At 35.5% G+C, this 24,697-nt stretch carries 30 protein-coding genes and 1 tRNA gene; 12 read left to right on the plus strand and 19 right to left on the minus strand.

Annotation, left to right across the window (positions count from 1 at the left end; translation table 11 throughout):
* Positions 1-11: 11 nt before the first annotated feature.
* From ORL93_RS21710 to ORL93_RS21720, 3 genes are all read right to left on the minus strand, one after another.
* Positions 12-257, minus strand: a complete 246-nt coding sequence (locus tag ORL93_RS21710) for a glutaredoxin family protein (RefSeq protein ID WP_018765089.1) — start codon at positions 255-257, stop codon at positions 12-14.
* Positions 258-266: 9 nt separating this feature from the next.
* Positions 267-1,574, minus strand: a complete 1,308-nt coding sequence (gene rpoN / locus ORL93_RS21715) for an RNA polymerase factor sigma-54 (RefSeq protein WP_097794490.1) — start codon at positions 1,572-1,574, stop codon at positions 267-269.
* A gap of 452 nt (positions 1,575-2,026) precedes the next feature.
* Positions 2,027-2,102 (minus strand) — tRNA-Arg (locus ORL93_RS21720).
* 374 nt (positions 2,103-2,476) lie between these two features.
* On the opposite strand from ORL93_RS21720, the gene ORL93_RS21725 reads away from it, so the two are divergent.
* The 8 genes from ORL93_RS21725 (at position 2,477) to clpP (ending at position 7,101) form a co-directional block, all read left to right on the plus strand.
* Positions 2,477-2,683, plus strand: a complete 207-nt coding sequence (locus ORL93_RS21725; RefSeq protein ID WP_003201925.1) for a DUF1657 domain-containing protein — start codon at positions 2,477-2,479, stop codon at positions 2,681-2,683.
* A gap of 115 nt (positions 2,684-2,798) precedes the next feature.
* Entirely contained in the window at positions 2,799-3,287 is a 489-nt protein-coding gene (locus ORL93_RS21730; RefSeq protein WP_265959475.1) for a YhcN/YlaJ family sporulation lipoprotein, read from the plus strand.
* Between the two features lie 34 nt (positions 3,288-3,321).
* Positions 3,322-3,798 (plus strand): stage V sporulation protein AC, encoded by a 477-nt coding sequence (gene spoVAC, locus ORL93_RS21735; protein WP_265959476.1) that lies wholly within the window; start codon positions 3,322-3,324, stop codon positions 3,796-3,798.
* On the plus strand, positions 3,799-4,815 hold the full coding sequence (spoVAD, locus tag ORL93_RS21740; RefSeq protein ID WP_000938946.1) for a stage V sporulation protein AD: 1,017 nt from the start codon (positions 3,799-3,801) through the stop codon (positions 4,813-4,815). It begins immediately after the preceding gene.
* A complete protein-coding gene (gene spoVAE / locus ORL93_RS21745; protein ID WP_000575923.1) occupies positions 4,812-5,162 on the plus strand; it encodes a stage V sporulation protein AE in 351 nt (116 codons plus the stop codon). The genes spoVAD and spoVAE overlap by 4 nt, the downstream gene beginning before the upstream one ends.
* 11 nt (positions 5,163-5,173) lie before the next feature.
* Entirely contained in the window at positions 5,174-5,380 is a 207-nt protein-coding gene (locus tag ORL93_RS21750; RefSeq protein WP_098492704.1) for a DUF1657 domain-containing protein, read from the plus strand.
* A 21-nt stretch (positions 5,381-5,401) separates the two neighbouring features.
* The gene (locus tag ORL93_RS21755; RefSeq protein ID WP_265959478.1) at positions 5,402-6,271 is read left to right on the plus strand and encodes a DUF421 domain-containing protein; all 870 of its coding nucleotides are present in this window, start codon (positions 5,402-5,404) and stop codon (positions 6,269-6,271) included.
* A gap of 248 nt (positions 6,272-6,519) precedes the next feature.
* The gene (gene clpP / locus ORL93_RS21760) at positions 6,520-7,101 is read left to right on the plus strand and encodes an ATP-dependent Clp endopeptidase proteolytic subunit ClpP (RefSeq protein ID WP_001049156.1); all 582 of its coding nucleotides are present in this window, start codon (positions 6,520-6,522) and stop codon (positions 7,099-7,101) included.
* A gap of 312 nt (positions 7,102-7,413) precedes the next feature.
* Here the strand turns inward: clpP and ORL93_RS21765 are convergent, their stop codons facing one another.
* The 6 genes from ORL93_RS21765 to ORL93_RS21790 form a co-directional block, all read right to left on the minus strand.
* Entirely contained in the window at positions 7,414-8,124 is a 711-nt protein-coding gene (locus ORL93_RS21765) for a Crp/Fnr family transcriptional regulator (protein ID WP_003201913.1), read from the minus strand.
* 220 nt (positions 8,125-8,344) lie between these two features.
* Complete coding sequence (gene rd, locus ORL93_RS21770) at positions 8,345-8,509, minus strand: rubredoxin (protein ID WP_000759862.1); 165 nt, start codon at positions 8,507-8,509, stop codon at positions 8,345-8,347.
* A 26-nt stretch (positions 8,510-8,535) separates the two neighbouring features.
* Positions 8,536-9,756 carry an NAD(P)/FAD-dependent oxidoreductase gene (locus ORL93_RS21775; RefSeq protein ID WP_097794494.1) on the minus strand — a complete coding sequence of 407 codons (1,221 nt, stop codon included), beginning with the start codon at positions 9,754-9,756 and terminating at the stop codon, positions 8,536-8,538.
* 21 nt (positions 9,757-9,777) lie between these two features.
* Positions 9,778-11,013, minus strand: coding sequence for an FprA family A-type flavoprotein (locus ORL93_RS21780; RefSeq protein ID WP_097794495.1), 1,236 nt, complete (start codon positions 11,011-11,013; stop codon positions 9,778-9,780).
* A gap of 160 nt (positions 11,014-11,173) precedes the next feature.
* Complete coding sequence (locus ORL93_RS21785; RefSeq protein ID WP_265959482.1) at positions 11,174-11,881, minus strand: class I SAM-dependent methyltransferase; 708 nt, start codon at positions 11,879-11,881, stop codon at positions 11,174-11,176.
* 164 nt (positions 11,882-12,045) lie between these two features.
* Positions 12,046-12,768 (minus strand): YwiC-like family protein, encoded by a 723-nt coding sequence (locus tag ORL93_RS21790; protein ID WP_097794497.1) that lies wholly within the window; start codon positions 12,766-12,768, stop codon positions 12,046-12,048.
* 350 nt (positions 12,769-13,118) lie between these two features.
* Here ORL93_RS21790 and ric point away from each other — a divergent pair, with 350 nt between their 5' ends.
* The 4 genes from ric to ORL93_RS21810 all read left to right on the plus strand — a co-directional run bounded on the left by ric (position 13,119) and on the right by ORL93_RS21810 (position 16,588).
* Positions 13,119-13,826 carry an iron-sulfur cluster repair di-iron protein gene (ric, locus tag ORL93_RS21795; protein ID WP_097794498.1) on the plus strand — a complete coding sequence of 236 codons (708 nt, stop codon included), beginning with the start codon at positions 13,119-13,121 and terminating at the stop codon, positions 13,824-13,826.
* Positions 13,827-14,105: 279 nt separating this feature from the next.
* A complete protein-coding gene (locus ORL93_RS21800) occupies positions 14,106-14,792 on the plus strand; it encodes a Crp/Fnr family transcriptional regulator (RefSeq protein ID WP_003201900.1) in 687 nt (228 codons plus the stop codon).
* 326 nt (positions 14,793-15,118) lie between these two features.
* Positions 15,119-15,346, plus strand: coding sequence for a DUF1858 domain-containing protein (locus ORL93_RS21805; RefSeq protein WP_097794500.1), 228 nt, complete (start codon positions 15,119-15,121; stop codon positions 15,344-15,346).
* Between the two features lie 12 nt (positions 15,347-15,358).
* Entirely contained in the window at positions 15,359-16,588 is a 1,230-nt protein-coding gene (locus ORL93_RS21810; RefSeq protein WP_097794501.1) for a DUF438 domain-containing protein, read from the plus strand.
* A gap of 93 nt (positions 16,589-16,681) precedes the next feature.
* Here the strand turns inward: ORL93_RS21810 and ORL93_RS21815 are convergent, their stop codons facing one another.
* From ORL93_RS21815 to ORL93_RS31395, 10 genes are all read right to left on the minus strand, one after another.
* A complete protein-coding gene (locus ORL93_RS21815) occupies positions 16,682-16,939 on the minus strand; it encodes an HPr family phosphocarrier protein (protein WP_006096515.1) in 258 nt (85 codons plus the stop codon).
* Positions 16,940-16,962: 23 nt separating this feature from the next.
* Positions 16,963-17,913: a DNA-binding protein WhiA gene (gene whiA, locus ORL93_RS21820; protein WP_003201892.1), complete on the minus strand. Its 951-nt coding sequence runs from the start codon at positions 17,911-17,913 to the stop codon at positions 16,963-16,965.
* A gap of 87 nt (positions 17,914-18,000) precedes the next feature.
* Positions 18,001-18,954, minus strand: coding sequence for a gluconeogenesis factor YvcK family protein (locus ORL93_RS21825; RefSeq protein ID WP_097794502.1), 954 nt, complete (start codon positions 18,952-18,954; stop codon positions 18,001-18,003).
* A gap of 3 nt (positions 18,955-18,957) precedes the next feature.
* Complete coding sequence (gene rapZ, locus ORL93_RS21830; RefSeq protein ID WP_003201889.1) at positions 18,958-19,839, minus strand: RNase adapter RapZ; 882 nt, start codon at positions 19,837-19,839, stop codon at positions 18,958-18,960.
* 20 nt (positions 19,840-19,859) lie between these two features.
* The gene (locus ORL93_RS21835; RefSeq protein ID WP_001190078.1) at positions 19,860-20,318 is read right to left on the minus strand and encodes an NUDIX hydrolase; all 459 of its coding nucleotides are present in this window, start codon (positions 20,316-20,318) and stop codon (positions 19,860-19,862) included.
* A 244-nt stretch (positions 20,319-20,562) separates the two neighbouring features.
* Positions 20,563-21,264: a LutC/YkgG family protein gene (locus ORL93_RS21840; RefSeq protein ID WP_265959484.1), complete on the minus strand. Its 702-nt coding sequence runs from the start codon at positions 21,262-21,264 to the stop codon at positions 20,563-20,565.
* The gene (locus ORL93_RS21845) at positions 21,245-22,678 is read right to left on the minus strand and encodes a LutB/LldF family L-lactate oxidation iron-sulfur protein (protein WP_265959485.1); all 1,434 of its coding nucleotides are present in this window, start codon (positions 22,676-22,678) and stop codon (positions 21,245-21,247) included. The genes ORL93_RS21840 and ORL93_RS21845 overlap by 20 nt, the downstream gene beginning before the upstream one ends.
* 16 nt (positions 22,679-22,694) lie before the next feature.
* A complete protein-coding gene (locus ORL93_RS21850) occupies positions 22,695-23,420 on the minus strand; it encodes a (Fe-S)-binding protein (RefSeq protein WP_003201880.1) in 726 nt (241 codons plus the stop codon).
* A gap of 205 nt (positions 23,421-23,625) precedes the next feature.
* The gene (locus tag ORL93_RS21855) at positions 23,626-24,435 is read right to left on the minus strand and encodes a DUF368 domain-containing protein (protein WP_098161079.1); all 810 of its coding nucleotides are present in this window, start codon (positions 24,433-24,435) and stop codon (positions 23,626-23,628) included.
* A gap of 178 nt (positions 24,436-24,613) precedes the next feature.
* A complete protein-coding gene (locus ORL93_RS31395) occupies positions 24,614-24,694 on the minus strand; it encodes an IS3 family transposase (protein WP_369124020.1) in 81 nt (26 codons plus the stop codon).
* Between the last annotated feature and the right edge of the window lie 3 nt (positions 24,695-24,697).

A 24,697-nucleotide genomic window follows, 5' to 3' on the forward strand; every position in this document is an offset into this window, starting at 1 on the left:
TAGAAACTTATTCAACTCTTAACTGCATTCTTTATATAGTTTATTATGACATCTTTGTGAATGACACCGCATTCCGCCTGTTTTCCGTCAATTTCCACAACAGGAATCATAATTTGATACTTTTCTAAAAGCTCATCATCCTCATATATATCTATTTCCTCGATTTCAAAAGAATATTCATGTTGCACTTCTTTCAACAGCTGTTTTGCCTTCTCACAAAGGCCACAATCCGTTTTCGTATATAAAACAACCTTCATCTTCTTCACCTATCCAATTGTTTTTCGAAGAGAAGAAGCAGGAATATTCATTTGCTCTCGATATTTCGCAACCGTTCTTCTTGAAATAACGATTTCATGCTCTTCTTCTAACAATTTTGAAATTTTTTGATCTGAAAGTGGTTTTTTCTTGTTTTCTTGCTCTACAAGCGCTTGCATCAATTGTTTAACACGCTTTGTAGAAACAGCCTCATCTTCTGTTGTAACCACTGCGTTACTAAAAAATGACTTCATTTCAAACAATCCGTGCGGCGTTTGTACATATTTATTACGGGTAGCACGGCTAATTGTAGATTCATGTACACTTAGTTCTTCAGCTACTTCTTTTAAGGAAAGTGGTTTTAAGTACTCTGGCCCCTGCCAAAAGAAATCACGTTGTTTCTTCATAATGATTCCCATCACTTGCAAAAGCGTTTGTTTCCGTTGCTTTAAACTGCGCATAATCCACTGCACATGCTGGTACTTCTCAGATACATAAGAAGCAACCTCACTTTCACTATTATGAAGAAGTGCACTATACTCTGAATGAATTTCAATCCTTGGCATGTTACGTTCATTCATTTGTAAAACGAGACGATCGCTGTCTTTTTTAACAGCCATATCAGGAACAATATAAAGCGGTTTTTCAGAGCTAAACGCAAGCCCTGGTTTTGGCTGAAGCGATGTAATACAATCAACAGCTGATTGTAATTCTTCATTATTACATTTCATAACATGGATAAGTTTCCGCCAATCTTTCTTAACAAAATACACGAAATGTTCATCCACAATCATTTCTGCCAGCTCATCTCGTTTTTGTAAGCGCTTCAATTGAAGTGATAGACACTCCTGAATATTACGCGCTCCCACCCCTGCTGGCTCTAATGACTGGACAAGCTCCATAGAACAGTCCACTACATCAATATGTGCTGCAAGTAGTTCTGCTAATTCTTCATTGGTTTCTTGTAAATAACCATTCTCATCCATGTTCATAATGATGAAAGAAGCTGCTTTTCGCTGCTCTTCATCTATTTTATAATACTGTATTTGATCTAATAAGTGTTGCTGAATCGTTGTCGAATCCACACTGTAAATTTCCATTTGATTATTAACTTGTTTGCTTGTACTTTTACTTTTGCTTGAGCTCTTTTTCTTCTCCCTCTCAAAGCCGCCTAACTCAATAAGGGGATTCTCTAACGATTGCTCATACAAAAACTCCGATAATTCCTGCACATTATATTGGAGCATTGTAATCGCTTGTCTTAACTCTTGTGTCATGGCCAAACGTAAGCTTTGTTCTTGTAAAAGACTTGCCTTCAATCTAATCTCCCCCTTGTTTCTATTGTACAATAAGTTTCCTAAAAGGAGAATCCTGCGCAGATACCCATTCCAAATATTATTAATTTATATGTATTAATGAAATTTACATCTTACAACTGAAAAATGGATAATATTGAAAGAAAACAATAAAAAATATATATAAATACAAGTTGAAGAACTGACATAAAACCTTTATTTTTTGAGCGGAAGAGAGGATCCGCTCAAAAAATAAGCGGTCAGTGCCTAGCCCCGTGCCAAGTGAAAACAAAGAGAGAGACCAAATGCAGGTCACCTTTTGTTCTTCATAACGGCGACTGATACGCTTGAAAATCAAAATGAATATATAACAATCATTTTTTATAACCACATACTAATAGTAAATCTTATGAACAGATATAACAAGAAGGAAATAAAAAAGTCCTAACCTACAAATGTAAGTTAAGACTTTTTGACGCGCCCAGAGGGATTCGAACCCCCGGCAGACGTGGTACCGGAAACCACCGCTCTATCCGACTGAGCTATGGGCGCATAAACGATATATTGGTAATTATATCTTCTTATGTCAATGTACGCAACTACTATCATATAAAAAAACTCCTCACCATTTCCTCAAAAACAAAGCTATATCTATATCCATTTTGATATTTCAACATATAAGCCGCAGCTATGAAAACAAAAGATAACCTCCACTCACTTGCTCCCTTTGTTTTCACTCGGCATGAGGCTAAAAAGTCCCTAATCGCTTCTATGCATGGCCGGATCCTCTCTTCCTCCTAAAAAGAATGATTTTATGTAGGTTTTTCTATTTGTATTTATATATACCTAAATTTGGTAATTATATTTTTACCCCTATTCACAAATCATAACCTTTGAATTCATATTCTATAAGGAGGCTTCATTCAATGACTGTAATTACAAAATTAAAGCAAACTGTTTCTGGGTTAAAAAGTGCACAAGCAAGTTTAGAGGGGTTCGCTCTTGATACAGATAACCAACAAGCAAAGCAACTTTTCCAAACGGCTGCACAACAGACGCAATCAATCATTGATTCTTTAAACCCACGTGTCGACGAAGTTCAACAAGAAGAGCCTCAATACGGTCAACAATAAGTGAAAGTACTGTTTTATCTTACGGTACTCACTGTTTGAGAAACAGAAAAAGGATGATTCCATATCATCCTTTTTCATTCAAATTACATAAAGCAATAGAAATGGAATGATTGTGATGCGAAAACTTAGCACAATTACCGTGCTATTCATACTCTTACTAGGTGTAACAACAGGATGTACCAGCCCTTTAGATAAAGAGGTAAAACAAGAAACCGATAAAAAAACGAAGAAAAAAGAAGAACCAAAGTTAACGAAGGTAAGTATGGAAGAATCTTTTAATCAATCTATATCACATGACGCGAAAAAAAGGGTTCTTGCCATGGAAGAAATACTGGAAGCTAGAGCCGCTAACTCCAACACAGATCTTTACGTAGCTGTTAAGCCGGAGCATCATGAACGTTTTCAGTTAAAATCATTAAAAACAAAAATCAAAAAACAATTGAAAGACGAAAATCCAACTTTCGATATTTATGTAAGTACTGATCGAAAAATTTTTATGTTATTAGATAAAATGGAAAACAAAATTAAGAAAAAAGAAGCAGACAAAGCATACATTAAAAAACAATTCAAAACAATTCACGCAGAAATGAACTCCGATACTTAATTGTACGTTCTCTAAAGGAAAAGGAAGGATTCACATGCCAAGTAAAGATAAAGACCTCACACCAGTACAACAAGAATATAAAAAGTTTGAACAACAACGCGAACCAAAGAGACCCGTTTTAAAAAATTGCATAAAAGCTTTCTTTGTAGGTGGGTTCATTTGCTTCATCGGGCAACTTATCTCTACCTTCTACATCACATACTTTGATTTTTCAGAACGTTCAGCAGGAAACCCAACAGTAGCAACACTGATTTTTATTTCTATGCTGCTTACGGGATTTGGCGTATATGACCGTCTCGCACAATTTGGAGGTGCCGGTACCGCTGTACCTGTTACCGGATTTGGAAATTCCGTTATATCCGCTTGTATTGAACATAAGACGGAAGGCTTTGTCCTTGGAGTAGGTGGCAACATGTTTAAATTAGCAGGATCTGTTATTTTATTTGGTGTATTCGCTGCTTTTGTTATCGGTCTTATTAAAACCATTCTCATCCAATTGGGAGGGCTGTAAATGTTACAAGGACACCGAACATGGGTATTTGAAAATAAGCCGGTTATCATCTCAACAGGAGTTATCGGTGGACCATTCGAAGCAAAAGGAAAAATTCCCGAAGACTTTGATGCCCTTCATGAAGATTTATGGCTTGGGCAAGATTCTTATGAAAAAGCACATAAAGTGTTATTTGAAGAAGCTTGCAGTCGCGCCACCGAAAAAGCAAAGCTTCGAAAAGAAGATATTCAATTCATTTTAGCAGGTGATCTTATCAACCAAATTACTCCCTCTAGCTTTGCTTGCCGCACACTCGGTGCTCCCTATATTGGATTATTTGGCGCTTGTTCTACTTCTATGGAAGGGCTTGCCCTCGGTGCAAGTATCGTAAATGCAAAAGGAGCAAAATATTTATTAACTGGTGCATCAAGCCACAATACTGCTGTTGAAAAGCAATTCCGTTACCCTACTGAATACGGTGGACAAAAGCCCCCTACTGCCCAGTGGACTGTCACAGGAGCTGGCGCTGCTCTTTTGAGTGATCAAGGAGAAGGTCCACGTGTTACATCAGCAACGATTGGACGAGTTATTGATATGGGTTTAACAGATCCATTTAACATGGGAGGCGCAATGGCTCCTGCTGCCGTCGATACAATTGAAGCTCATTTACGCGAAAGACAAATTGATGCATCCTACTATGACTTAATCGTAACAGGCGATCTTGGCCATGTCGGACGTGAAATAGCCTATGATTTATTGCATAAGCACGGAACGAACGTAACAAGCGAACAATTTCAAGATTGCGGATTACTTATTTATAGGGAAGGTCAGCCCGTAATAGCAGGAGCGAGTGGTCCTGGTTGTTCAGCAACCGTCGTATACGGACATTTATTGAACAGAATGAAAAAAGGAGAATTCAATCGCATACTTGTCGTAGCTACTGGTGCTTTACTATCCCCTCTTACCTTCCAGCAAGACGAGTCTATTCCGTGTATCGCTCATGCCGTATCAATTGAATTTGGAGGTGTACAACAATGATCTTTTTCTGGGCTTTTGTCATCGGTGGACTCATCTGCGTAATAGGACAACTTATGTTTGACGTCGGTAAACTTACGCCTGCTCACACAATGTCAACACTCGTTGTTGCTGGTGCAATACTAGATGGATTCGGTTTATACGAGCCTTTAATTGATTTCGCAGGGGCTGGCGCAACAGTTCCCATTACAAGTTTCGGAAATGCCCTTGTTCACGGAGCTATGGCTGAAGCAGCTAAACATGGCATTGTCGGGGTTATAACTGGGATGTTTAAAGTAACAAGCGCTGGTATATCTGCTGCTATTATCTTCGGATTTATCGGGGCATTATTATTTAAACCAAAAGGATAAGAGGTGTTCTCATGACTGTTATCGCTAGTGTAAAAACGTGTCTCGCTAGTTTAAAAAGTGCACAAGCAAGTTTAAGTACACTTTCACAAAATGCCGCTGAAGAAGAAGCAAAACGAGTCTTCCATGAATGCATGATGGAAATGGACAGTGTAATCGCTGACCTTAACAATAGAATTTCAGTATTAGAACGAGAAGAACCACAATATAAAGGATTTTAGCTAAACAGGAGGGAATAAACTATGCCTCATGTACCAGATTGGCTGCTTGTCATTATACGCTCCTTCGCTATTTTAGTTATTTTATTTTCAATGACAAAATTGCTTGGGAAAAGGCAAATTTCACAGCTTTCATTTTTTGAATACGTTGCAGGTTTGACAATCGGTAACATCGCTGCTGAAGTTACAACGGGACTAGAGCGGAACTTTTGGCATGGTGTTTCTAGTATGCTTATTTTTTCTCTCGTTCCATTTTTCGCAGGTATGGTTGCTTTAAAAAACAAGCGCCTCAGAAATTTCATTGAAGGAAAGGCGACTATCTTTATAAAAGATGGAAAAGTCCTTGAAGATAATTTAAAAAAAGAAAATTATACTATTGATGAATTATTGGAGCTTCTTAGAAAGAAAAATGCATTTAACATAGCTGATGTTGAGTTTGCTGTATTGGAATCGGGCGGGGAACTAAATGTCTTGTTAAAAAGAGACAAACAGCCCCTTACCCCAAAAGATATTGGTTTACAAGTAGCACCTGCAAAAGAAACACAGACGGTAATTATGGATGGGAATGTACTAGATGAACCACTTTCAGCCAGTGGTCATAATCGTGCTTGGCTTCACGCTGAGTTAGAAAAACTTGGCGTGGTGATAGAAAATGTCTTTATCGGACAAGTCGATTCTTACGGACAACTTACTGTCGATATATATGATGATAAACTTCAAATGCCATCCCCTCAAGATAAACCATTATTGTTAGCCTCTTTAAAGAAATGTCAGGCTGACCTGGAATTATTTTCATTAGAAACAAAATCGAAAGCAGCAAGTCAAATGTATAGCAAAAACGCAAAACAAATCGAACATATTTTAAATAGAGTGACCTATCTTCTAAAAGAATAATAAACAAAAGAACGCTTCTACAGAAAAGGCGTTCTTTTTATTTGCCTCTCCCTTCGCCTTCCAAATACGTTTAAATTTATATAATTCGGTTATGATGTTGAAGATACATAAGCAGGGAATTTAAAAAACATAGCGAATAAATCATGGTAAAACTACATATTTTTTTGATTTAAAGTGGTTTTGTTTGACCTTTATTGACCATAATTGTATTATAAAACTAAGAAAGCTTTTAAAGGAGGAAATAACAGATGAATTTAATTCCTACAGTAATTGAACAAACAAATCGTGGAGAACGCGCTTACGATATTTACTCTCGCCTATTAAAAGACCGCATCATTATGCTTGGTAGTGCAATTGATGACAACGTAGCAAACTCAATCGTTTCCCAGCTTTTATTCTTGGAATCCCAAGACCCAGAAAAAGATATTCACATATATATCAACAGTCCTGGCGGTTCTATCACAGCAGGTATGGCAATTTACGATACAATGCAGTTTATTAAACCACAAGTATCAACAATTTGTATCGGTATGGCAGCATCTATGGGTGCTTTCCTACTTGCAGCGGGTGAAAAAGGAAAACGTTTCGCTCTTCCAAACAGTGAAGTAATGATTCACCAACCACTTGGCGGCGCACAAGGTCAAGCGACTGAAATCGAAATCGCTGCAAAACGTATCCTATTCTTACGTGAAAAATTAAACCAAATTCTTGCTGATCGCACAGGTCAACCATTAGAAGTTCTACAACGCGACACAGACCGCGACAACTTCATGACAGCAGAAAGAGCACTAGAATACGGCTTAATCGATAAAATCTTTACAAATCGTTAATATACTTAAAAGCGGAAGCGGCTCATTTAGAAAGGTCGCTTCACAAAAAAGCTATCGCATATGCGATAGCTTTTTTCTTATGGAATAGCGAAAGTGTTTTGAAACAAAACGCTAATAGAAGCTTTAATCAGTACCACTGGTTAAAATTCCACTTTCTCTCCCACCTAATTCTCCCTCTGAATCTTGAGATAGGAGCTCATTCTACGAAAGAACAAGTTAAGAGCAGTATGTTTCCAAAAGTAGAAAGGAATTCAATATTATGTGTAGTCTCCTTAATATTGATTTTTATCTAGTTTAATATACCCTATCCAGTTACTCGATATATTCTCTAAAAGCCAACTTATTTTCAACTATAATCTGCTTATTTCCAATTGACGTCATAAATCCTAACTCTTCAAATTTACTTAATTTACGACTAATTGTTTCTCTTGTCATTCCTATATAGTTTGCCATTTCTTCTCGTGTCAATGGTAAGTTTATAAGTATTCCTTTATCAGTATCTTTACCATACGTTTCACAAAATTCTAGAATTATATAGGCGATTCTAACTTCCGGATCATTTGTTGCCAGATTGTGTGCTAAATTCTCCGTATGTGCTAACCGTTGTGTAACGGTTTTTAACAATTTTAATGCAATACCTGGATTCCGCTCCATAATACTATCCATATCAGCTTTTGTTAACATACAAATTTTTGTATCTTCTATAGCATATGCACTGAAATTACTCTTCTCATCGCAATTAAATATATTCAATTCACAAAAACATTCACCACTTGTTAAAATATGCAAGATTTGCTCTTTTCCTTGAAGAGTTAATTTGGATAACTTTACTTGCCCCTGATTAATAATAAATAATGTATCTGACTTCTCTCCTTCATGAATTAATGGTTGCCCCTTTTTAAATTGCTTATGTTTTGTCATTGAAGCTATTTTTAAAATTTCTTCATCAGATAGGGACTGAAAAATAAGGACCTTTCTTGGACAAGGCTTCACTGTATTTTTACGATAACATTTTTCTTTCACATTACCTCACCTAACTTTAAATATATTATATAAAGTGAAACTTTAATCAGTAAGAATTTTCTTATCCCTTGCCTAATTTCTCTACTTTTGCTGAATTTTAATCGTATCTACATTATTATATCTTTTCTTAAAGTACCCACGTGTGACCCCAATCACATAAAAAACTCTTTCCTTATAAAAAATAACGAGAGATTAAATAATCTTCTCGTTACTTTTTTTGCTATTCTTCTACTGGCGCAAAATGTTCAGTATCTTCTCCACATACTGGACACACCCAATCTTCTGGTAAATCTTCAAAACTTGTTCCTGGTTCTATATCTTCATCTGGATCTCCAATTTCTGGATCATAAATATAACCACATGGTAAACAAATATATTTTTTCATTATAATGCCCTCTTTCTATTACCATATTAAGATTGTAGTTTCTCTTTTACCTTGCTCATTATTTCACTTATATTCGTATTTTTCATATCGATCTCTTCCAATGATACTTGTTCTTCAATAGCGGATTTGTAAGGGATAGATGCAACTACTCCTTCTAATGAGATAACACCTACTATTTTATTATCTTTAATAAACAACCTTGTATACTTCTCTTTGCCATCCTCTTCAACAATCGTTGTATCACATTGTTTTTCATCAATACATCCAATTGAGAATAAAGATATATCAAACGCATTAAAGATTGTAACTGGAATTGCTTTCTTGTAAGTAGCAGAAATAGAAACCATGTTACTACCTGCAATTTTCCCTTGATCTATTGCTCGTCCCCATAGACCGTCAATTTCACCATTTACCTCCGCTACATCCCCAGCAGCATATACAGATTCCACATTCGTTTCCATCATCTCATTGACAACAATACCTCTATTTACGTGGATAGGAGTATGATTCACTAGTGAAATGTTAGGAGTGACTCCAATTGAATATACAACACTATCACAAGCAATTCGTTGATCACCATTTACTTTAATTCCAGTTACTTCTTCTCCTCCGAGAATAGAATCAATAGTTGTATTTAAATATACCTTTACTCCTGCACTTTCAATTTTTTGTTTTAATAAAAGAGACGTTTTCTCATCTAATTGTCTTCCCATTAATTTATCTGCAACTTCCACAATGGCTACTTTTTTACCCGCGTTCACGATAGACCAAGCTGTTTCTAATCCTTGTACGCCTCCCCCAATGTTTACAACACTCTTTTTACCTTCTAAACATGTTTTAAAATCACCCGCGTCATGCATGTCTCTAATCGTAAAGACATTTTTTTTATTTATTCCATCTATTCGTAGCTTCTTATTATTTGCACCTGTACAGATTAACAGTTTGTAATAAGCAATTTTTTCATTATTCGCTGTAACAATATGTTGCTGCTCCGTATCAATTTTTACTACCTTTGTATTTGTAAAAATTGATATATTATTTTTTTGATACCACTTCTCTTTTTTGATTAAAACTTTTTCGCTATGCAAATCTGTGTATAACTCTTTTGATAGTTTAATTCTGTTATATGGTAAAGATGATTCTTCACCAAAAATGAATATATTTGAATCTTTATCATGGTCTCTAACTATTTTTGCAGCATTTACAGCAGCTACTCCGCTTCCGATAATAACAAAATTCTTTTCCATGTCTTCACCTACGTTTTTCTATTAAATAGAGCTTAATAATAAATCTGTAACAAATGTTGTTGCATGTTTGATTTGTTGTGTTTTTTCTTCACTCTTTGGAGAAAATCTTATGCGAATAGGGAATTCAACATGAGTCATACCTGTAGATTTAATAACATTTGATGTACTTTGGACTTTCATGTTTGTTTCATTTAGGTAATCTTGTACTACCTCAATTGCTTCACCACTCCAACCATATGATCCGAATGCAGCTGCAATTTTCCCTTCTAAGTTCATTTCCTTCATTTCTATTAAAATTTCTTCTAAGTTTCCAATCATATCTGCGTATTTAGTTGAAGATCCGATGAAGACTGCATCTGCTTCTTGAATACTTTCTAGAATCTGAGCTTTATCCGATTTATCAGCATTAAATACTGTTACTTTAATATTATCTGCCTCGAATGTTTCTTTAATGATATTCGCGATTTTTTTCGTGTTGTTTTTAATGGTTGCATATACAATTGTTACTCTTTTACCTTGTGTTGTATCTTTACTCATTTCTACATATAAATCGATATATTTTTGAACATCTTGGCGTAAAATGTACCCATGAGACGGAGCAATCATTTGAACATCTAAGTCTTTCAATGCTTCCATTAACGTTCTAACATATCTTCTATGTGGATGAATGATCGCATTATAGTAGCCTATGAAATCTTCCGTAATATCTTCATTCACTTCATCGTTAAAGAATTCATAATTCGCTACATGTGTACTGAAAATATCACATGGGAATAAAATTTTATCCTCGATACAATACGTGATCATTGTTTCTTCTGTATGAAGATATGGGGTTTCTTTAAATTTCAACGTTTTTCCACCAATATCTAATGTATCTCCATCTTTGACGACTAAGAAATTTCTGTGATGCAATTTGTACATTTCCTGCAACTCAGGTACTGCAATTTCTGTGCATACAATTGTAGCCTTTGTAGCCTTTGAGGCTAATGCTGCCAAGCCACCTGAATGATCTGGCTCTGTATGATTTACTACGATATATTGAATTTCTTGTGGATCAATTAATTTACTTAAACATTCTACAAATTCTCTTCCAAACTCTAGATCAACTGTATCAATCACTGTTGGTTTTTCAGTTTTTAAAAGATACGCATTATAAGTTGTTCCTTTTGCTAAAATCAAACGATGAAACGGTACTTCCCTATCATCAATCTTTCCAACCCAATATATATCTTCTGTTAGCTTAATTTCTCTATTCATATTTTTCATTCCTCCTGATTGTTATCTGTTAACAACAAATGTATTATAAAAATTTCCCTAAGATAAAAAGATGACTGGAATCACATTTTGCGAAAACAAATAAAAAAAGTACTTTAGTAAATGAAAATCTTTTTCTTTACTAAAGTACTTTTTCACATATTTATTTTGTAGCTACAAGAACTAATGCAGACCCATTAGGTAAATACGCCTCTTTTTTAAAATTACCGAAAGTTTCTACAGCCCGAAAACCACATTCTTTTAACATAGACAGGAGTTGTTTTTTCGTAATAGGATATAACGGAATACTATTTGACAATTCTTTATCATCCACATTCAATGTTGCAGTAAATAATACTTTTTCTCCTTCTAGCGTATAATTACGCTTAAAGGAGAAATGTTTCTTCTCTAGTACTGGAAATTTGAAATTATTTTCATCTAATACTTTTTCATAATTTACAATTTGAATCATTAGTTTTCCGTTTGCTTTTAATTTTTCATAAGATCCACAGATAAAATTAAAGATTTCTTTCGTATTATCTAAATGAGCAAGTGTATTTCCAATACAATAAATACCATCAAATACTCCAGGCACATTTTCAATTTGTTGCATCCCAAATGTATTTACACTAAATATCCCTTCGTAAACTGCAGCTTTCTCCCGAATTTTTGCAGCCAGCGCTTCCTCTGGTTCCATCACAGTAACGGCAAACCCCTTTTCAATTAGTGCTTGGGCTACATTACCCGTTCCTGCGCCTACATCCAGTATAGAGCTACCTTTTTGTAAATAAGAGACTATAAAATTTATTTGTTTCTCATTTGCAGGAAAAATTTCATCATAATATGGTGTTAACATTTGATAGAAAGTCATTATTTATACAGCCCTTTCAGTATCTAGCATTCAAATCACAATCAATTACTACCCGCAAATAGCAGGATAATATATATGAAATGTAAAAAAGTTATTTGAATCAGTTCCCTTATCAAAATATTACTGAACCATCACCAACTTATTTTAATAATTATGAGAAATTATTACAGTAAGGCTTTGGCTAACAGCATTGCTGTAATAAAAAAGTAAATCGAATTTACAATCTCTAAAATACCCAATTTTAAAATCGAAATATTTCTACCATAAAATATTATGGATCGTACTAAGCTTGGTATAAAGATAATGCTAAACCACGGTGATACAATTAAAGTAATAATCATGAGTAAAGAATGGTAACCCCACGAAACCAAACGATACATTGGATTCTTTTTCTCACGAATCATTGATTTTACATAAAACGTACTTCCCATAAAATATAAAAATGATATCACTGCAATTACACATGCTTTCTCATCAACTGTTTTCATTGTGAAATAATAACTAATTATTCCACCTATACAAAACAAAATAATAGCAAATATATCATTTAACAAAGCTCGTTCGTTTTTTTGATGTGAATAATAAATATTTATGAAAAAGCATGGAAGCATAACAATGGAGAACAATAAAATACGCCATTCATATATAAGAGCAACAATCGCGAACACACAGGCCACACTAGAATAAAGAAAGAAATAATATAGGTAATACTTCTTCCTTGGTTGCTTTACATACATTAGTAAAGGATACGTAGCTAAGTATACGAATAACCATGCAAAAAAAAGCGGAATATGGTACCACGTCCCTTTACCAATTAAAACGCCCAAAATAAATGGAATAAGTAACATTCCCCATGCTCCATGCTGCTTTGGAATAATTAACTTCATTCTTTCGACACTCTCCCCCAAAGTTTTGATCAATAATGTCATACGTGCTACATACAAAAATATTTCAAATGTTTTTATAATGCTTTGCTACTGAATCAAACAAAAGGATCGAGATCAATATTTATATAAAATAGATTCCCTATATCCTCTTTCATTAAAGATAAGCCATGTTCAAAAAGGATACTGTGAGTAAAATCACTGCATTATTTTTTCTTTGCAATTTTAAATTTATATAAAAATCACTAATGATAAAATTCACTCATTATAAGTGATTTATATCACCACATGAACGCTAAATTATCGATATTCTTAACCCAGATCAAACATTTAAACTTTATGGAGGTATTCATATGAAACATATTTTTACCGAAGATTCCGTTATTGGTGATATTGTTACACAATTTCCAAAAGCAAGTGACCTTTTCAAATCATATAGAATAGATTTTTGCTGTGGTGGTAATAGACCCATTATCGATGCTATTAATGAAAGAAGTTTATCCTCAGAAGAAATTTTAACAAAGTTAAATACGCTCTATCATGAAACAAAACAATTAAACGAATCTGAAATTGATTGGAAAACAGCTTCGTATAGTGAATTAATCGATTATATTGTGAATAAACATCATCGCTATTTGAATGAAGAATTACCGTTGTTAAGCCCCTACGTAACAAAAGTATTACGCGTTCATGGAGCAGGACAACCACATTTAGCTCAAATTCATAAGCTATTCCATGAATTAAAAACAGAATTAGAGCAACATTTAATTAAAGAAGAAACAGAAGATTTCTCTTTGATTTTAGCATTTGAACAAAATCCAACTGATGAAAATTATATGAAATTACGCAAAGTAGTAGATGAATTAGAAAATGAACACAACCACGCTGGTGATATTATTAAAGAACTTCGTAAAGTTACAAATGACTTTACTCCTCCAGTAGGCGCTTGTGGCACTTATCGTCTTGTCTATCAACGACTTGAAGCCCTTGAATCTGATTTATTCGAGCATATACATTTAGAAAATAACGTTTTATTTCCACGTGCAATTGCACAAGCTTAAATAAGAATAAAACAGGATAATTGAAAAGAGGAATAACGACCTCTTTTCAATTAATCCCGTTTTATCCCGCATTAACAGGCCGACATCTGCATTCATGAAAAGCGTATACCTCCATCTTCCTCTCTTATTTTTCACAAATCTTACAAGTTCCAATTTTGTTTTTGAAATTCATCTCACCTTCACCAAAAGTATGATTTTTATCACTGCTTCATTTTTCTATTTAGGATACATTAATAACAAAAGCACTATCTTTTGGATGATGTTAGGAGTGATGAATACATGTCAGAAATAATAAAAAAACACTTACAGGGCGTTTCCCTCTTTAAAGAACTTTCAGAAGAAGAAATTCAACCCATTGTGGAAATTTCACGAATGCGAATGTATAAAGCAAAATCATTTGTATTTATGCAGGGTGATACACTTGACCGAGTATTTTTTATTCACTCTGGCAAAGTGAAAATTCAAAAAACAGATACATCTGGCAAAGAACAAATTGTTTCTATACTTCAAGATGGAGAAATGTTTCCTCACTCTGGCTTCTTTCGAAAAGGTTCATTTCCTGCTCATGCTGAAATTCTTGAAGATGCCCAATTAATTGTCATTCCTATCGTTGATTTTGAGATGATTTTAATTAAGTACCCTGAATTATGTATTAAATTATTTAGAGTTCTTGGAGAGAAAATCGTAGATCTTCAAAATAGATTAGAAGAACAAATTCTTCATGACACATATGCGAGAATTATTATGCTACTGCTACGCCTATGTAAGTCAAATGGTGTACAGATAGATGAAAAATATAAAATAACAACCCATTTTACGAACCGAGAGCTCGCCAACATGATTGGAACATCAAGAGAAACTATGAGCCGAACCATTACTTACTTAAGAAAAAATGAACTAATTGCTACGGATGGAGATGGTCATTTCCTTATCGATCTAAACAAATTGGAAAATGAAATTATATAATCTGATCCCAAGCTGTCCTAAATCAATATTCTATTCGAAGTCATCACCCTTTCATTAGTGATACTCCCATCAGTGGAGGCTCTCCATCCTCCACTGATGGCGATCCTTCATGACAGCTTTTTACAAGACTGTGCACTCTGCTCTAACTTCCTTTTCCCCTTTAAATCTTAATATTGCAATGTTACTAATTGAGAATAGTAAGATAAAAGCAAAAGTGACAAACTTGTTAAAAAGAAAGAATGTGTGATTTGACTCACAATTCTATCCCTACCTTTATGTTACATTGTAATTGAAAATTACTATCATTTGTTTTCGAGGTGAGAATAATGACAAAGTTAATTGATTTTCATCAAACTGTTTATGATTTAACTACCCAATACCCTGAGATCATCCCTCTTTTAAAAGATCTTGGCTTTGAAAATATAACGAAACCTAATATGCTTCAAACAGCCGGCCGTATAATGACAATTCTAAACGGATGCCGAATGAAAGGAATTTCACTTGATACAGTAAAGGAAAGTTTTAAAAATAATGGATTTCACATTAACGAGTAAAGGAGAATTCTTATGAGCGAAATCATTAATAACAGGGAACAAGAAAGTATAAATAACTCTGAACGACAAACAGTCTTAAAGACTATTATTAAAGATCTTCATAACGGAAAAAATATTGAAGATGTAACAGCTCAGTTTCAAGAAGCGATCGGAAATATTACCGTAGCAGAAATTTCAAAGCTCGAACAGGCACTTATGGAAGAAGAAGGAATTCCAGTTGAAGAAGTCCAACGCTTATGCTCCGTTCATACAGCTGTTTTTAAAGGATCCATTGAAGAAATTCATCAATCTAATAAACAAGAAGAGCAACCAGGCCATCCCATTCATACATTTAAAATGGAAAACAAAGAAATCGATCTACTTGTGAATTTCAAACTTCAACTTCACTATGAACGTTTTGAAAAAGAAGATAGCGAAGAAAATATTTATAAACTAATAGAAGACTTAAATTTATTAATCGATCTTGATAAACATTATAGCCGGAAAGAAAATCTACTTTTCCCTTATCTAGAGAAATACGGCATTTATGGACCAACTCAAGTTATGTGGGGCGTTGATGACAGAATTCGTGCTGCTATTAAAGAAGCAAAACAAAAATTAGTAAATTATAATCAAGATAAAAAGTCAGTCTTAGACAGCGTTTCCTTCGTCATCCATGACGTAACTGAAATGATTTTTAAAGAAGAAAATATTTTATTTCCGATGGCCCTTCAAACTCTTACAGAAGATGAATGGCTAAAAATCGCTCATGAAAGTGATGAAATTGGCTACTGCTTAACAAGTCCTACAAGTACATGGAAACCAGAAAGAAATATGATCAAAGAAGAAGCCCTATCCGAAGGCCTGATTCGTTTTGAAACAGGTATATTATCTTTAAAACAGTTAGAACTAATGTTAAATCACTTACCTGTTGATATTACATTCATTGATGAAAATGATGTTGTGCGTTACTTCTCTCATGGAAAAGAACGAATCTTTGCTCGTACGAAAGCTGTCATTGGTCGAACAGTGCAAAACTGTCATCCACCAAAAAGCGTTCATGTCGTTGAAAAGCTCTTAGAAGATTTCAAATCTGGAAAAAAAGATTGCGAAGATTTTTGGATTCAATTTCAAGATAAATATGTATATATTCGTTACTTCGCAGTGCGAAATGCAGATGGAAAATATATAGGAACTGTCGAATTCACACAAAACATTCAACCAATTCGTGAGCTCCAAGGAGAAAAACGGATTCTTTCATAATTTATATGAGAATGATAAAGTAAACTCATTGACGATTCAACACAACATATCGACCATTCACAGTAAAAAAGCTATCGCTACATGCGATAGCTTTTACTGTTTATTTTGCACATAAGCAGCCAACGCTTCTAAAGCAGCTTCTGCATCTGACCCTTCTGTTATAATCGTTACGTTACTGCCAGATCCAATCGCTAAGCTCATAATTCCCATTATGCTCTTCGCATTGACTGTTTTACCATCTTTCTCAATGAAAATATCAGCATGAAAACGATTCGCCTCTTGTACAAACAACGCAGCCGGACGTGCTTGCAAACCGTTTTTTAATGCAACCTCAACCTGTTTTTGAACCATAGCTCCATTTCTCCCCTTTACCGTTATTTTTTTGCTACCGGTTCCCCCGCGCGTAATTTCTCTGCAATTTCATCGATTTTACGCAAGCGATGATTGATACCTGATTTACTGATTTTCCCCCCAGATACCATCTCGCCTAATTCTTTCAATGTTACATCTTGATAATTAATACGTAATTGTGCAATCTCGCGCAGTTTATCTGGCAAGACATCCAGTCCCACCGTCTCATCAATGTAACGAATATTTTCGATTTGCCTTAAAGCAGCACCAATTGTTTTATTTAAATTAGCTGTTTCGCAATTCACTAAACGATTGACCGAATTACGCATATCGCGAACAATACGAATATCTTCAAATCTTAACAACGCATTATGTGCACCAATAATGTTTAAGAACTCCGTAATTTTCTCCGCTTCTTTTAAATACGTAATATACCCTTTACGCCTTTCCAACGTCTTACTATTTAAATCAAATCCGTTCATCAGTTCACATATAGAATCATTATGTTCCTTGTATAGCGAAAAGACCTCTAAATGATAAGATGATGTTTCTGGGTTATTTACTGAACCACCTGCTAAAAATGCACCTCTTAAATACGATCGTTTACAGCATTTCTTTTCAATCAATTCCTGTGAGATATTGCGAATAAATGAAAAGTCTTCTCTTACAATATGCAAATCTGCTAATATTTCACGTGATTTTTCAACAAGCCGAACGATATATACATTATTTTTCTTAAGTCGCATCTTTTTACGAACAAGTAATTCTACCGTTACGTCATATCCTTTTTTCAGCAATGTGTAAATTCTTCTGGCAATTGCTGCATTTTCTGTTTGAATATCAATCGAAAGACGACGGTTTGAAAAAGAAAGTGATCCGTTCATTCGAAGCAATGCTGATAACTCCGCTTTCTCACAGCACTCCTTCATCTCAAGCTTTGTCAGCTCTTTCTTTGTTTCTGATGCAAATGACACAGCCCCACCTCCTTATACGATATTTGGGAACAACAATTTTGTCCTATATGAATGAGTAGCGTTATCTCATAAAGAGATAACGCATGCTTATAACAACGAATATAAAATAGAAGCTAGTTTTAATGTATCATGTCTTACAACTTGATCATCATACTTTGCTAATTCATCTTGAATTAAACGAATCTTACTTTCAGCAAAACGATCTTCATCAACCACAACAGGTTCAGACAGCTCTTTTGCATACAGTTTACGTAATTCAGCAGGAATATCATGATTATTTACAATCGCTGTATCGATGAAAGGCTCTCCAAGATGATCATGCAAAGCTTGCACATGATCAAATGCTGTATACCCCATCGTTTCACCGGCTTGTGTCATGACATTACATACATATACCTTTTTCGCCTTTGCAGTAAGAACAGCGTCCCCGATTTTTTTCACGATTAAATTTGGTAAGATACTTGTATACAAACTACCAGGACCAAAAACAAGCAAATCAGCCCGCTGAATCTCCATCAATGTCTCAGACAGTGGTTCTACATCACCCGGTGTTAAAAACACGCGATTAATCTTTTTCCCAAAATACGGAATTTTCGATTCACCTGTTACAATTTGCCCATCTTCCAGTTCTGCATGAAGCACAACACTTTGGTTGGCCGCTGGTAAAACACGCCCTCTTACATTTAACACTTTACTCGTTTCTGTAATGGCATGGAAAAAGTCTCCTGTAATCGACGTCATCCCTGCTAGCAATAAATTACCTAATGCATGACCCGTTAAACCTTCTCCGGATGTAAAACGATGTTGAAATAAAGCTTCCACAAGCGGTTCTACATCTGATAACGCAACAAGTACGTTACGAATGTCGCCTGGTGGTGGAATTTCTAACTCATCACGCAATCTACCTGAACTGCCACCATCATCAGCTACTGTAACAACCGCTGTAATATCAACAGGATATTTCTTCAATCCTCTTAATAAAACAGATAGTCCAGTTCCTCCTCCCATGATGACAATTTTAGGTTTTCTCTCTTTTTTCATCCCCTAATGGCCCTTTCTCTTCTCCACATCACGATGAGATACATGAACGATATATTCTGGTTTCAAATGTTTTCCAAGGTATTCTGCAAGCGTAACAGAACGATGTTGCCCACCTGTACATCCAATTGCAATTACAAGTTGACTCTTACCTTCTCTTTTATAATGAGGAAGCATGAAAGTAATGAGATCCGTCAGCTTTTCTAAAAATTTATGTGTTTCATTAAATTTGAGCACATATGACGAAACTTCTTCATCCAGTCCTGTTAAAGGCTTCATCTGTGGAATATAATATGGATTTGGTAAAAAACGAACATCAAATACTAAATCAGCATCAATCGGAATACCGTACTTAAATCCAAATGACATCACATTTACACGAAACGCTTGCTCATTTTCTGTTGAAAACAGATGAACAATTTTCTCGCGCAATTCTTTCGGTTTTAACTCAGACGTATCGAGTACAATATTAGCTCTTGCCTTCATGTCTGTTAATAAATCACGCTCTGCCTCAATCCCTTTTAACGGCAAACCAGTCGGCGCAAGCGGATGCGAACGTCTCGTTTCTTTGTAACGCGTTACAAGCGTGCTATCTTTCGCATCTAAAAATAAAATATGAGGAATGATCCAAGTGCGTTCTGATAAATCATCAAGCGCTCCCCATAAATGTTCAAAAAATTCGCGGCCACGTAAATCAATACCAAGTGCCACTTTATTCATTTTCCCTTTCGAGTCTGCCATAAGTTCAACAAACTTCGGCAATAACATCGGTGGTAAGTTATCTACACAAAAATATCCTAAATCTTCAAAACTTTGTAAGGCTACTGTTTTTCCTGCACCGGACATTCCTGTAATAATTACCATTTTAATATCATTATTCGCTGTCATTGTATCCCCTCCTTGACGGTTTAGCTCGGATCCAATCGATATGAAAGTAATTCAAAATCTGGTGTATATACAAACGTACCGTAGATTATTCCATTTCCTTTAATTAAATAATCAATAATGTGATAATCTCCTGGTGCCATTGCTAACTCATCAATTTTATCAAATGTATGCCAGCCAATGATGCCTTCTTCGCTTTCCAATTTGTTTTCTCCTGCAAAATCTGTCGCTAAAAAGGAGAACATCATCCATTCAGAAACAACTTTATCACCTTCTTGAATGACAAAAGTGAAGACCCCCTTTAACGCTGGGTTCTTTAAATAAATACCTGTTTCTTCACGATATTCGCGAACAACGGAATCTCTTACTGTTTCACCGCGTTCCATTTTCCCGCCCGGTGCAACCCACCAGTTCCGACGAGGTTTTTGTAATAGGAGAACTTCATTATCTTTGATTAACACACAGTTTGTTACTCTTTGCATGTTTCTTCACCTCAGCTACTTATGATGAATTTCTTCATCACATACTCATTTCATTATACTATCAAAAACACTTTGTCACAATGAAGGAGCTCCCGGCCTAAAGAAACAAAAAAACGATGGAAATTAATTCCCATCGCTGTTGGATTACAAAATAGAATCCCTCACAATTGGCATATCTTATACGCAATATACAAAGATCAAGTCAAATCTTTTAACTCATTATTTGGTAAGGAGACGTAAATCCTTATTGATCATCCACAATAATATACGCTGTTCTGATTGGCCCATGTACACCTACGACGAGATTCATTTCAATATCTGCACTATTTGACGGACCAGAAACGAAATTCACACAAGCTGGCAATTTGTCTCCCGCTTTATTTTGATGGTGAATGATTTTTGTAGCCTGGGTTAACCTTGGCACAATCGTACTTTTAGGAACAATTGCAATATATGACTCAGGAAGAAGACTAACGTGTCTTCCTTTTAATCCATCATTAAATAGAACAACGGTTCCTGATTCAGCAAGAGCGATATCACTGAACGTAATGCCAAGGTCAGCAACTTTCGCAAATTCTATGTTCTCTTCTTTATGATCTAAGCCCCACTTACGAAAATGCATTGTACCTTCATTGCTTAAAAATTGACTGAGACCATATTCCTCAAACCGTTCATCATTAGAATACACAGCAGATTGAATATTCCATTCTGTGAGAAAAGATTGTAATGTTTCAACAAGCCTGGCCTTTGTTGTTCGCTTAACTTGTGTATGGATTACCTCGCATTGCTCTATTAATTTCAATACAAGTTCATCTTGTGTTAATCCGTCAAAAACAGTCCACTGCGGAGAAAAAGACCAGTTCGGTTTTTTTACTGCTTCCGGACGTTTTCTGCCAAGCTTTTCTGATAATTGGAATAAAAATCCCTCACGATTTTGGATGGCCATTATCGTTCTCCTTTTCACGTTTTTTAAACCAATCTCTAAACGGTTGTTTTTCTGGAACTGGAAAATCTCTCGCATCCGTCCAAGCTTTTAACGGACCGATTCCACGCTCGATCTTGTCCCCTTTTGTAAGAGGCTTTAATGCATACGGAGCGGTCTTTGCAGCAAGAGAAAATAATCTGGAGCTATTCACCGCTTTTTCAAAACCTTTCATAGCAACGTTCCAAGCCACAGGTGATTGTTTCGCTTCTTCTACAATGTGGCGGCGATGTTTAATTAATAAATCGTGTAACGGTATTTTCACTGGACACGCTTCTGTACAAGCTCCACAAAGGCTAGATGCATAAGGTAAATCTTTATATTCATCATATCCTCCTAAAAGTGGTGTCAACACAGCTCCAATCGGTCCTGGATAAATGGAGCCATACGCATGTCCACCGATATGCCGATATATGGGACATACATTAATACATGCCGCACAGCGAATGCACTGAAGGATACTTTGAAATTCTGTTCCTAAAATATTAGAACGACCATTATCAACAATGACTAAATGAAATTCCTCAGGTCCGTCTGTCCCACCGGGCTCGGTTAATCCTGTAATATAACTGGTTAACTTTTGTCCTACAGAACTTCGGCATAGAAGTGTTACTAATACATCAAGCTCTTCCCATGTTGGAACAATACGTTCCATTCCCATAACTGTAATTAACGTTTTCGGAAGCGTCGTGGTAAGTCTTGCATTTCCTTCGTTTGCCACGATAGAAATAGACCCAGACTCTGCAACAGCAAAGTTACATCCTGTCACCCCTACATCCGCTGTAAAAAAATCATCACGCAAATAATCCCTTACAAACCTCGCCATTTCCGTAGGATCAGATGTTCCAGTATAATCTAACTTTGTTTTAAATATTTCACAAATGTGTTCTTTATCCTTATGAAGACACGGAACAACAATATGTGATGGAGGATCGTGGTCGTTCACTTGCAGAATAAATTCGGCAAGGTCCGTTTCTAACACTTCTCCTTCAGCCTCTTCAATCGCTTCATTTAAACTAATCTCTTCCGTTACCATAGATTTTGATTTCACAATTTTTTTCGCGTTTTTCTTTTTTACAATCCCTTTTACATATTCCCTTGCGTCTTCTGCAGTCTTTGCAAAATAAACAAAACCACCATTTTTCTCAATATTTTCACTCAGTTGATACAAATAATAATCAAGGTTTTCTAATGTATGCTTTCGAATTTCTTCCCCTAAAGCTCGCCATTCCTCCCAATTCCCAAGACTCTCAGTAGCTTTTAATTTCTTGCCTCTAAGACCATCTTGCGCTTTCCTGACAGCCTGTCTCATGAATTGATCCCCTATACCTGTTTCAGCACGCTTATGAAAAGGATCATTCCCAATTTTCATTCCCATCTTTATATCCCCCCTCTTATTTTCGATCTTCATTTAATACTTGAGCAATATGCTTTACATCAATTGGATAACCATTGCGTGTTAAACGTCCTTTTATATTCATTAAGCAGCTACAATCCATCCCGATTAACAGTTCTGCACCGGTTTCCATAATATGCTTTACTTTTTCATCGACCATTTGCTCAGAGATTTCTGGCATTTTCACTGAGAATGTGCCCCCAAATCCACAGCAATCATAATTATGCGGTAACGAAACAACTTCCAGTCCCTTTACACATTTTAATAATTTTTGCGGCGGTTCCTTAATCCCCATTAATCGGCTCATATGGCAAGATGTATGAACCGTTGCTTTTTTATGAAGCTCCGCACCTAAGTCTTCTTTCCCTAATACTTCAACAAGAAACTGTGTGAATTCATACGTTTTATTTGCAAGTTCAGTAGCTTTTTTCTTCCACTCTGCTTCACTTTCAGAAAATAAACTAGAAAACTCGTGAACCATCATAGCGCAAGATCCTGATGGCGCTACAACATATTCCGAATTAGCAAAAGCTTTAATCATATGTTTTGCAGCTGTTTTTGTTTCTTTATGATAACCGCTATTATAAGCAGGCTGTCCGCAGCAGGTTTGGTCTTTAGGAAAATCAACTTCACACCCTAAATCTTCAAGAATTTCCACAACATCTTTTCCTACTTCTGGATAAAAAACATCTGCAACACAAGTGATAAATATTGACACTTTCATATTTGACACCCCCAAATAAAGTAAAGTAGCCCGTCATGAATTGTACTTTTACAGGTGTTTTACTTTCCTACCAAATGTTAAGAGGCAAGATAAAGCAGAAAAGTAAGCTCAAGTAACTTTTTCACCAAAACGATCGCTTTCGTATATTCTTGGTAAAAAATACAAATACAAATAACAAAAAAAGTGATTGAGAGCCATCTCTCAATCACTTTTTCTTACTAAAATACGATACAATCGCAAACCCTAAAATAAACGTAATAATAGAACTTACAATCGACATACCACCGGCTGGAATCCCAGGAAACACTACTGCAATCGATCCGATGACAAGCCCAATAATTGCAGCGAATGTTGCACTTTTAAAATGTGCTAATAAGTAGCTAATCCCTTTACTACTCACCACAAATCCAACCATAACACCTGCACCAATGACTGCAATTAGCGGTAGGTTTAATGCTGTTAATGCATTAATCGCTGTTGGATATACACCAATGATTAATAAAATAAATGATCCGCTAATCCCTGGAAGTAGCATAGCCATACTCGCCATCCATCCTGCCAAAAATAGCCCAATTGTATTTAAAATTGTTAACGTAGTAATTGGATCTGCCGCTTTATCTGGCTTAAAGAATGCTGTTACAGCTACAAGAGCCGCTGCAACGATTAGTATAACAATATGTCCTGCTTTAAATGTTTCCTTTGCATTCGCTTCCTTCATTAACATTGGTAAAATACTTAAAATTAAACCAAGGAAGAAAAACTGTGTTGGCTCATAATGATATTCCAGCAAATACTTAATCACATGACTTAATGTTAAAAGTGCCACCGCCACACCAGCAGCAAGCGGAATTAAAAAGCCTAAATGTTTTTTCCATTCACGACTAAAGAATCCGCTAATTGCCGCAAGCAACCTTTCATAAATCCCTAGTACAACAGCAATTGTCCCGCCGCTCACACCAGGAATTAAATCACTAACTCCCATACAAAAACCGCGATATATATTACGCCATTCCATACTGAATAAACTCCTCATTTCCCATAATCATTTTTTTCGTAAATTCTAGTATAACAATAACCATTTGTGTGCTCCATGAGAAATTTGACAAATATTTTACATTCCAAACGAAAAATAAAGAAAGCTACCTTCTATATGAAGTGACCCCTGTCAAGTAGACTGTATTCAAAAAGCACAACTAAGTAACCTGAGTTCTATATTTATATGGACTCAGGTTATTTAATTTCTGTTGAAATCTTTGGTGATTATAAAAGTGTATATA

Source organism: Bacillus sp. DHT2 (assembly GCF_026241455.1).
Classification (GTDB): Bacteria; Bacillota; Bacilli; order Bacillales; family Bacillaceae_G; genus Bacillus_A; species Bacillus_A pseudomycoides.

What these genes read in the sequence shown, in the direction of transcription:
- spoVAE (WP_000575923.1), top strand. Translation starts at nt 4,812, where the DNA reads ATGATCTTTTTCTGGGCTTTTGTCATCGGTGGACTCATCTGCGTAATA.
- rd (WP_000759862.1), bottom strand. Translation starts at nt 8,509, where the DNA reads ATGAAAAAATATATTTGTTTACCATGTGGTTATATTTATGATCCAGAA.
- ORL93_RS21755 (WP_265959478.1), top strand. Translation starts at nt 5,402, where the DNA reads ATGCCTCATGTACCAGATTGGCTGCTTGTCATTATACGCTCCTTCGCT.
- ORL93_RS21825 (WP_097794502.1), bottom strand. Translation starts at nt 18,954, where the DNA reads ATGAAAAAAGAGAGAAAACCTAAAATTGTCATCATGGGAGGAGGAACT.
- ORL93_RS21810 (WP_097794501.1), top strand. Translation starts at nt 15,359, where the DNA reads ATGAGCGAAATCATTAATAACAGGGAACAAGAAAGTATAAATAACTCT.
- rapZ (WP_003201889.1), bottom strand. Translation starts at nt 19,839, where the DNA reads ATGACAGCGAATAATGATATTAAAATGGTAATTATTACAGGAATGTCC.
- ORL93_RS21750 (WP_098492704.1), top strand. Translation starts at nt 5,174, where the DNA reads ATGACTGTTATCGCTAGTGTAAAAACGTGTCTCGCTAGTTTAAAAAGT.
- ORL93_RS21855 (WP_098161079.1), bottom strand. Translation starts at nt 24,435, where the DNA reads ATGGAATGGCGTAATATATATCGCGGTTTTTGTATGGGAGTTAGTGAT.
- ORL93_RS21835 (WP_001190078.1), bottom strand. Translation starts at nt 20,318, where the DNA reads ATGCAAAGAGTAACAAACTGTGTGTTAATCAAAGATAATGAAGTTCTC.
- ORL93_RS21845 (WP_265959485.1), bottom strand. Translation starts at nt 22,678, where the DNA reads ATGGGAATGAAAATTGGGAATGATCCTTTTCATAAGCGTGCTGAAACA.
- ORL93_RS21725 (WP_003201925.1), top strand. Translation starts at nt 2,477, where the DNA reads ATGACTGTAATTACAAAATTAAAGCAAACTGTTTCTGGGTTAAAAAGT.
- ORL93_RS21800 (WP_003201900.1), top strand. Translation starts at nt 14,106, where the DNA reads ATGTCAGAAATAATAAAAAAACACTTACAGGGCGTTTCCCTCTTTAAA.
- ORL93_RS21730 (WP_265959475.1), top strand. Translation starts at nt 2,799, where the DNA reads ATGCGAAAACTTAGCACAATTACCGTGCTATTCATACTCTTACTAGGT.
- ORL93_RS21840 (WP_265959484.1), bottom strand. Translation starts at nt 21,264, where the DNA reads ATGGCCATCCAAAATCGTGAGGGATTTTTATTCCAATTATCAGAAAAG.
- ORL93_RS21850 (WP_003201880.1), bottom strand. Translation starts at nt 23,420, where the DNA reads ATGAAAGTGTCAATATTTATCACTTGTGTTGCAGATGTTTTTTATCCA.
- ric (WP_097794498.1), top strand. Translation starts at nt 13,119, where the DNA reads ATGAAACATATTTTTACCGAAGATTCCGTTATTGGTGATATTGTTACA.
- ORL93_RS21805 (WP_097794500.1), top strand. Translation starts at nt 15,119, where the DNA reads ATGACAAAGTTAATTGATTTTCATCAAACTGTTTATGATTTAACTACC.
- ORL93_RS21815 (WP_006096515.1), bottom strand. Translation starts at nt 16,939, where the DNA reads ATGGTTCAAAAACAGGTTGAGGTTGCATTAAAAAACGGTTTGCAAGCA.
- ORL93_RS21775 (WP_097794494.1), bottom strand. Translation starts at nt 9,756, where the DNA reads ATGGAAAAGAATTTTGTTATTATCGGAAGCGGAGTAGCTGCTGTAAAT.
- spoVAC (WP_265959476.1), top strand. Translation starts at nt 3,322, where the DNA reads ATGCCAAGTAAAGATAAAGACCTCACACCAGTACAACAAGAATATAAA.
- clpP (WP_001049156.1), top strand. Translation starts at nt 6,520, where the DNA reads ATGAATTTAATTCCTACAGTAATTGAACAAACAAATCGTGGAGAACGC.
- ORL93_RS21785 (WP_265959482.1), bottom strand. Translation starts at nt 11,881, where the DNA reads ATGACTTTCTATCAAATGTTAACACCATATTATGATGAAATTTTTCCT.
- ORL93_RS21790 (WP_097794497.1), bottom strand. Translation starts at nt 12,768, where the DNA reads ATGAAGTTAATTATTCCAAAGCAGCATGGAGCATGGGGAATGTTACTT.
- ORL93_RS21710 (WP_018765089.1), bottom strand. Translation starts at nt 257, where the DNA reads ATGAAGGTTGTTTTATATACGAAAACGGATTGTGGCCTTTGTGAGAAG.
- spoVAD (WP_000938946.1), top strand. Translation starts at nt 3,799, where the DNA reads ATGTTACAAGGACACCGAACATGGGTATTTGAAAATAAGCCGGTTATC.
- ORL93_RS21780 (WP_097794495.1), bottom strand. Translation starts at nt 11,013, where the DNA reads ATGAATAGAGAAATTAAGCTAACAGAAGATATATATTGGGTTGGAAAG.